Source organism: Streptomyces sp. NRRL S-340, from assembly GCF_000720185.1.
Taxonomy (GTDB): domain Bacteria; phylum Actinomycetota; class Actinomycetes; order Streptomycetales; family Streptomycetaceae; genus Streptomyces.
Genome location: NZ_JOIY01000026.1, coordinates 109222 through 116917 on the forward strand (window position 1 = coordinate 109222; position 7696 = coordinate 116917).

A 7696-nucleotide genomic window follows, 5' to 3' on the forward strand; every position below is an offset into this window, starting at 1 on the left:
CTTGCGGGTTGCCTCCGGCACGTATCGTGAGTGGTTGCGGACCGTGAGCACCGGGAACGGGACGCGTGGCGAACGCATCTGACCGAACGTGCGGCCGGGGGAGGCAACGTGGACGACTACGCGGGCCGGGTTCTCGCCGACCGCTACCGGTTGCCGCTGCCCCCGTCCGACGCGTACGAACTCACCGAGACGCGGGCCTTCGACACGTACAGCGGACAGGAAGTCCTGCTGCGCCAGGTGCCGTTGCCCGAGGTCGTCGAGGCGGAGGTACTGGACGCGGACGGGCTGCCGGAAGGGTTCACGGCCCGCGACGGCGCCTTCCGCGGGCCCGGGGGACCGGGGGAGCCCGCGGGCCCCGGCACCTCTGGGGGGCGTACGGGGTGGGGCGTGCCCCCGGCGCGCGGCTCCCGCGCGGACTCCGGGGCCACGCGGCTGCCCGCCGACCCGGCGGTACGGCGCGCGGTCGAGGCCGCGCAGGCCGCCGCGCGGATCCCCGACCATCCCCGGCTCGACCAGGTCTTCGACGTGTTCGCGGAGGGCGGCTCGCTGTGGATCGCCAGTGAGCTGGTCGCCGCGCGCCCGCTGGCGGCACTGCTGGCCGAGCGGCCGCTGACGCCCTACCGTGCGGCCGAGGTGGCCTCCGACATACTCATGGCGCTCCGGGTCCTGCACGGCCACGGCTGGGTGCACCGCAACATCACCTCCCGCACGGTGATGGTCTGCGACGACGGCCGGGTGATGCTGACCGGCCTCGCGGTCGGTGCCGCGGAGGAGGCGCTGTGCGGGTACGACCCGGTCCCCGCACCGGACGACGAGGCCGACGCACCCGGCGTACTCGGCGGACCGGCCGACGCGGCGGGGGCGGCCCCGCACCCGGCGGTGGGTCCGCGCGCAGAGCCCGGACCGTACGGCGGGCGGGACGGCGGGCCCGGCGGCGCGTTCTCGGGCGGTGCACCGGCGGCCGCCGCGGTCGGTGAGGGTTCCGGCGGCGCTGCGGGGCACGGCGGTCCCGGGCGCGGGTGGGGCAGGACGGATGCTCCGGGCGGGGCGAGTGGCGCGGGTGGCCGGGGTGCGAGTGGCGCCGGTGGTGCCGACGGCCCCGGTCCGAGCGGTGCGGGCGGCCCGGGTGCGGGTGGGGCCGGTGGCGCGCGGGGCTTTGGCGGGCCGGAGTCCGCCGCCGACCCCGAGGCGGCCCGGCGGGCCGCGATCGAGGCGCGGGCGGCGGGGGCGCTGCCGCTGCCCGGAGGAGAGGACAGCGGCGCGGGGGCGGCGGGAGCGCTGGTGCGGCGCACGCCGGAGACCGGCGACGACATCAGGGCGGCACGCGCCGGGGCGATCGCCGCGTACCGCGCGGGCGCGCGAGCGGCGGCCCGCGTCCAGGAGGCGCAGCAGAGCGCACGCACCGCCCTGCCCGGCGCCCGCCCGTCCGCCGAGGACCAGGGGCAGGGTGCGCTGCCCGGCACCCGTCCGCCCGCCGGGTACCCGGGAGGGGACGGCGCTCTGCCCGGTGCCCGCCCGCCCGCCGAGAACCCGGGGGGTCACGGCGCTCTGCCCGGTGCCCGGACGCCGGACGGGGGTGCGGGGCGCGGCGTGCCGCCCGGTCAGATCGCCGATCCCTACGGTGTACGGGCCGCGCCCTGGGGCGGAGCCGCGCCGCGGCCGGAGGGCGCCGAGGACGGCAGGACGGCCGCCGTGGACCGCGGGAGCGATGCGCAGGGACGTACGGCTCTCCCGGCGGCCGGCCCCGAGGGCGCCGGGCCGGGCGCGTCCGGCCCGGCCCGTTCCGTCTTCGAGCCGCCCGCCCTGGGCCCGGCCGTCGCGGACCGGCCGGCCGGAGGACGGCCCGCCGTCCACCCGCCCGCCGTCGCCCCGCCCCCCGGCGACCTGCCCACCGGTGCAGCCGCGGGCGGCGCCGACACCTCCCCCGCCGCCCGCTGGGACGGCTGCTCCACCGGGGGCGGCGGGGCCGCCGTACGGCGGGGGCCCGGGACCGCGCTGGCCGCCGAGCGGGCGCGGCAGGCGCGGATGACCGTGGTGGGACCGGTGACCGAGCGCTGGGCGCCCGAGCAGGCCGGGCCGGTCCACGCGAACTGGCAGCTGGCCGCGCCGATCGGGCCCGCCACCGACCTGTGGGCGCTGGGCGCGCTGCTCTTCCGGGCGGTGCAGGGGCATGCTCCCTACCCGGAGGAGTCGACCGCCGAGCTGGTGCAGATGGTGTGCGCCGAACCGCCCGCCTTCGCGGAGGAGTGCGGTCCGCTGCGTCCGGTGGTGGAGTCGCTGCTGCGTCAGGACCCCACCGACCGGCTCGGCTTCGAGGAACTGGGCGGCTGGCTGCGCTCGCTGGTGCGGTCCGCGCCCGAGCCGGAGGCGGGGGCGCACGTGGTGGCCGCACCGCCCGCCGACCCTGCCCGGCTGCCGATCGTGCGCCGCCGCGGCGAGCTGGTGCGCAGACGGCGCGCTGCGCTGCCCGCCCACCACGGGCGGCACAAGCGGGCCGGACAGGAGGCCCGTTCACCGCGCAGCCTGGGGCGGCTCCTGCTCCTGCTGGTGCTGGTCCTGCTGGCCGCGGCGGTCGCGTACGCGATGCTGTTCATGCCGAAGTCCGGCCGTTCAGGCGACGGCGGCAGACCCGGCGGTGACCGTACGGGCGCCGCGGGACGGGAGAGTCCGCCGCCGGAGTCCTCGGGCGGCTCCGACGCGAGCGGCGCGCCCGGGACCGGCCGGAGCACGGCGGACGGCGGCAGCCCCTCGCGGTCGTCCGGCGCGGCCGAGACGCAGACCACCGGCGCCGGTGTGCCCGGCGGCTTCACCCTGCGCAAGGACGCCGCCGGGTTCCGGATCGCCGTCGCGAACGGCTGGAGCCGCACGCCGAGGAACAGCCTGGGCCAGGTGGTGTACGCGCACGGGGACTTCGAGCTGATCGTGGTGCCCGGCCGGGACAGCGCGGCCCGCTTCGGCAGCGACCCGATGGTGTACCAGCGGGAGTCGGAGCGCGAACTGCAGGGTTACCGCGACTCCAGCTGGGCCACCTCGTCCGGGATGCGGACCATCCAGGTGGGCGGGAAGACCATGGCCGAGGGGCAGTTCACCTGGAGCGGCGCGGGCGGCCGGCAGCTGTTCGTGCGCAACCTCGCCGTCCTGCTCGACGGCCGCTACCACGTGGTGCAGGTGCGGGGCCCGGAGTCCCAGCGGGACCAGGTGAGCAAGCTCTACGACCAGGCGTCGGCGACGTACCGGTACACCGGGTGAACCCCAGGCGACGCGCCAGTTCCCCCCAACCCCGGGAAGCGACAACTGTCACAGTGCGGTTTCTTGGCACCCCCGCCGGTTCCCTGCCGGAGGGCCGGTCCCTACGCTGGCTCTGTCAAGAACATTGCGGGGAAACGTGAATCAGATGCAGGGCCAGCTGCTCGCCGGACGCTACCGGCTCGCCGACTCGATCGGCAGCGGCGGCATGGGCCGGGTCTGGCGCGCGCACGACGAGGTGCTGCACCGGGCCGTGGCGATAAAGGAGTTGACCGCCGCGCTCTACGTCTCGGAGAGCGACCAGGCGGTCCTCCTGGCACGCACCCGGGCCGAGGCGCGCGCGGCGGCACGGATCAACCACTCCGCCGTGGTCACCGTGCACGACGTGCTCGAACACGACGGCCGCCCGTGGATCGTGATGGAGCTGGTCGAGGGCCAGTCGCTGGCGGACGCGGTCAAGGAGCAGGGCCGGCTGGAACCGGCCGAGGCCGCCCGCGTCGGGCTGTGGGTGCTGCGCGCCCTGTGCGCCGCGCACGCGGCCGGTGTCCTGCACCGTGACGTCAAGCCCGGCAACGTCCTGCTCTCCCAGGACGGCCGGGTCCTGCTCACCGACTTCGGCATCGCCCAGATCGAGGGCGACACCACCATCACCCGCACCGGCGAGGTCGTCGGCTCGGTCGACTACCTCGCCCCCGAGCGGGTCCGCGGCCACGACCCGGGCCCGGCCTCCGACCTGTGGGCGCTGGGCGCCACGCTGTACACGGCGGTGGAGGGCCTGTCGCCGTTCCGCCGCACCTCCCCGCTGACCACCATGCAGGCGGTCGTCGACGAAGAGCCCCGTGAGACGACCCACGCCGGTCCGCTCACGCCGGTCATCGCCGCACTGCTGCGCAAGGACCCGGCCGCCCGGCCGGACGCGGCGGCGGCCGAACTGATGCTCGCGGAGGCCGCGGAGGGGCGGCGGCCGAGTCACGCACAGGCGTACGTCCCGACCACCCAGCAGTCCGGCTACCACCCGGGGACGGGGCAGCACGGGACCACCGGACAGCACGGCACGACCGGTCAGCACGGCACCACGGGTCAGCACGGCACGACCCGGCAGGGAGCGACCGGCGGCCACGACGGGACCGGGCCGTACGGGACCGCCGGTCAGCACGGCGCGGCCGGAGCGTACGGAACCGCGGGACAGCACGGCGCGGCCGGGAACCCCTACGGCGCCGCCCCCTTCGGGGAGGGTGGGCAGCCCGGTGGCGTACCGGGCGGTGCCCCGGCCTTCGACCCGGCAGCCTCCGCCGCTCAGGGGCAGGTCCCCGCCCCGGGGGCCGGACCGCACCCGCCCGGGACCGGCGCGACCGTCGTGGGCCCCGGCCACGGCACGGGGAACGGCGGCGCCCGGGCCCGGCGCCGCAGGCTGCGCAACATCGCCCTCGTGGTGGTCCTCGCCGCGGTCGTCGGCGGCGGCACCGCGGTGGTGCTGCAGAAGTGGGGCCCGGGCGACCGGCAGGACGCCGGCCCCTCCGCGTCCGCGCCCGCGCAGACGTCCCCCTCGCCCGGTCCCACGAGGACGGGGAAGTCCGGCAAGTCCGGGAAGCCCAAGGGCGGCGCGGCGGACAGCCTCCCGGCCGGCTGGACGCGGGTCAAGGACCCCTACGGGTTCAGCATCGGCCTGCCCGGCCCGAACTGGCAGCGGGTGGTGTCCAACGAGGCGCTCCGCCAGGTCGACTACACCCCCGACGGCGGCAGGCACTTCATACGCATCGCCGTCTCCGACTCGCCGCAGTTCCCCAGCGCGCACGACCACCAGGTCGACCTGGAGAAGCAGTTGCGGCGCCTGGTCGACTACCACCAGGTGACGCTGCGGTCCGAGACCTTCCGGGACCGTCCCGCCTCGCTGTGGGAGTACACCTGGACGGCACTGCCCAAGGACACGCCCTATCCGGGCCCGCGGCACGCCATCGAGGAGACGTACTTCTCCCGCGACAACGTCGAGTACGCGATCTACATGTCCTCGCCCGAGGCGAGCTGGCCGGTCACGCGCAGTCAGTTCAAGTCGGTGCTCCAGAGCTGGCGGCCCACCTCCGGCTGACCCCGCGGACCGGGCAGAAAGGCCTGATGAAGCCCCCTGCTTGGCCGGTCGGCGCCCCGGAACCGGGCCGTCCGATGCGGCATCATGGGGCGCATGGGGACCGAGGGGGCCGACTGCCGTGTGATCGCGGGCCGTTACCGCCTTCAGGCACGGATCGGGCGCGGCGGCATGGGCGTCGTGTGGCGGGCGACCGACCAGCTGCTGGGCCGGCGGGTCGCGGTCAAGGAATTCCCGTTCGACGAGACGCTGTCCGCACAGGAGGCCCGCCACCTGCGCGACCGCACGCTGCGCGAGGCGCGCGCGGTCGCCCAGTTGCGGCACCCCCACGTCATCGTCGTCCACGACATCGTGGAGCAGGACGCACGGCCGTACATCGTCATGGAGCTGATCGAGGGCGGCTCGCTCGCCGACCGGATCGCCGCGGACGGGCCGCTGGACGCCGCCGGGGCCGCCCGCGTCGGGATCGCCCTGCTGGGCGCTCTGCGCGCGGCGCACGCGGCCGGGGTGCTGCACCGCGACATCAAACCCGCGAACGTCCTGCTGGAGTCCGGCACCGGCCGGGCCGTCCTCACCGACTTCGGCATCGCCCAGGTGGCGGGCGCCACCACGCTCACCGAGACCGGGTCCTTCGTCGGCTCCCCGGAGTACACCGCGCCCGAACGGATGTCCGGCGCCGGTACCGGCCCGCAGTCCGACCTCTGGTCGCTGGGCGCGCTGCTGTGCACGGCGCTGAGCGGTGAGTCGCCCTTCCGGCGCGACTCGCTGGGCGGGATCCTGCACGCGGTCGTCTTCGACGAGATCCGGCCGCCCGCGCAGGCCGGGCCGATCCTGCCCGTCGTACGCGGGCTGCTCGAACGCGACCCGCGACGGCGGCTGGAGAGCGCGGAGGCGGAGCGGATGCTGCGCGCCTTCCTCGACTCGGGCCGTACGCCCCCGCCGTCGGACCGGTGGACACCGGCGCAGAGTGACGTGCCGGGGCCGCCGCACCCGGCGCCGGGACCGTACCGGTCGGTCCGGCCGCTGCGCCCCCGCTGGTTCGCCGGGCCGGCCGGCTGGGGCGGGCGGACCGGCTTCGGCGGGCGGACCGGGCCTGCCGAAGCCGCCCCCGCGCCCGCGATGCCCGGGCCGCTGGGGACACCTGCGGCCTCGGGGACTCCCGCCACGCCTGCGGCCCCTCTGTTTTCCGGGGCGCCAGCCCCGGACACCGGCGCCGCGCAGCCGCCCGCCCGGCTCTCCACCCGGGGAGTGCTGATCGCCGCGCTGCTGGTGGCCGCGACGGCCGGGGCGGGGGTCTCGGCGGCGACGCTGCTGATGAACGGCGGTCCCAAGGGCTCCGGTACGCCGGCCAGTTCGGCACCGGGACGCGGCACGAGTGCCCCGGACGGCGGCCCGGCGGGCACGTCCCCGGGGGCGTCGGCCGGGACCGGCTCCACGGCGGAGCCCCGGTCGCCGGCCGCGTCGGGCCGTCCGTCCTCCACCGCTCCCTTCGGCCCCTCCTCCACCGCACCGGCCGGTCCGGGCGACCCGGCCGCCCGGACCCGGCCCGAGGCGGGCGCCGCCGGCGGTCCCACCGCCCCCTCGGGCTACCACCTGGCGCAGGACCCGGCCGGCTTCTCGGTGGCCGTACCGGACGGGTTCACGCGCTCGCCGCAGGGCGCGCGGACCTTCTACCTGTCACCGGGGCAGGCCTTCCGCCTCGGCATCAAGGCGGCCGGCCCTCAGACGGGCGGCCCGCTCGCGGTGATGCGCCGCGCGGACACCGCCGGACCGCGCACCAACCCCGGCTACCACGACGGCCGGGTCACCGCCACCACGCACGGCGGACACCCCGCCGCCCTCTGGGAGTTCACCTGGAACGGTTTCAGCGCGGCGGAGGGCGCCCGGCACACCTACGACCTGTGCTGGGAGCAGGACGGACGGATGTACGACGTGTGGCTGTCGGCACCGGTCGGCAAGGTGCGGGAGGCCCGGGAGTACTTCGACGTCGCCGTCGACACCTTCAGGCCCGCCTGAGCGGCCGGCCCCGGGCGCGTACCCGTGGGGCACGGGCCTGTGACCGCCCGGCTCCGGCGGTGGAGACATGGGCGCCGCCCGCCCGCTCCGGCCGCTTCCGCCACCTCGGCCGCCCCAGCTCGCCGGGCGCGGCCGGGAGTGGCGAGGACGGCGATCGCCGGCCTGGCGGCCGACCGGCTGGGAGTCCGGACAGCGGACGGGACCACCCGCCCCGCGCCCCGCACCGCCCCCGCCGCCCGCCTTCCCCTGCGCCCGTCCCTGCCGCCCGCTTCCGCCCCGCGCCCGCCCCTGCCGCGCTTCCGCCCCGCGCCCGCCTCCGCCGCGCGCCTCCGCCCCGACCCGCCCCTGCCC

Annotated in this window: 3 protein-coding genes and 1 pseudogene; all 4 read left to right on the plus strand. The window is 77.5% G+C overall.

The features are described from left to right. The first annotated feature begins 108 nt into the window (after window positions 1-108). Window positions 109-3249 (plus strand): protein kinase, encoded by a 3141-nt coding sequence (locus IG64_RS21110; RefSeq protein WP_037858486.1) that lies wholly within the window; start codon window positions 109-111, stop codon window positions 3247-3249. Between the two features lie 145 nt (window positions 3250-3394). Beyond that, a complete protein-coding gene (locus tag IG64_RS21115) occupies window positions 3395-5332 on the plus strand; it encodes a serine/threonine-protein kinase (RefSeq protein ID WP_037858487.1) in 1938 nt (645 codons plus the stop codon). Window positions 5333-5425: 93 nt separating this feature from the next. Further along, complete coding sequence (locus IG64_RS21120; RefSeq protein WP_037858489.1) at window positions 5426-7345, plus strand: serine/threonine-protein kinase; 1920 nt, start codon at window positions 5426-5428, stop codon at window positions 7343-7345. A 138-nt stretch (window positions 7346-7483) separates the two neighbouring features. Continuing rightward, window positions 7484-7696 (plus strand): annotated as a pseudogene (locus tag IG64_RS42315) (stress response protein); the annotation flags it as partial.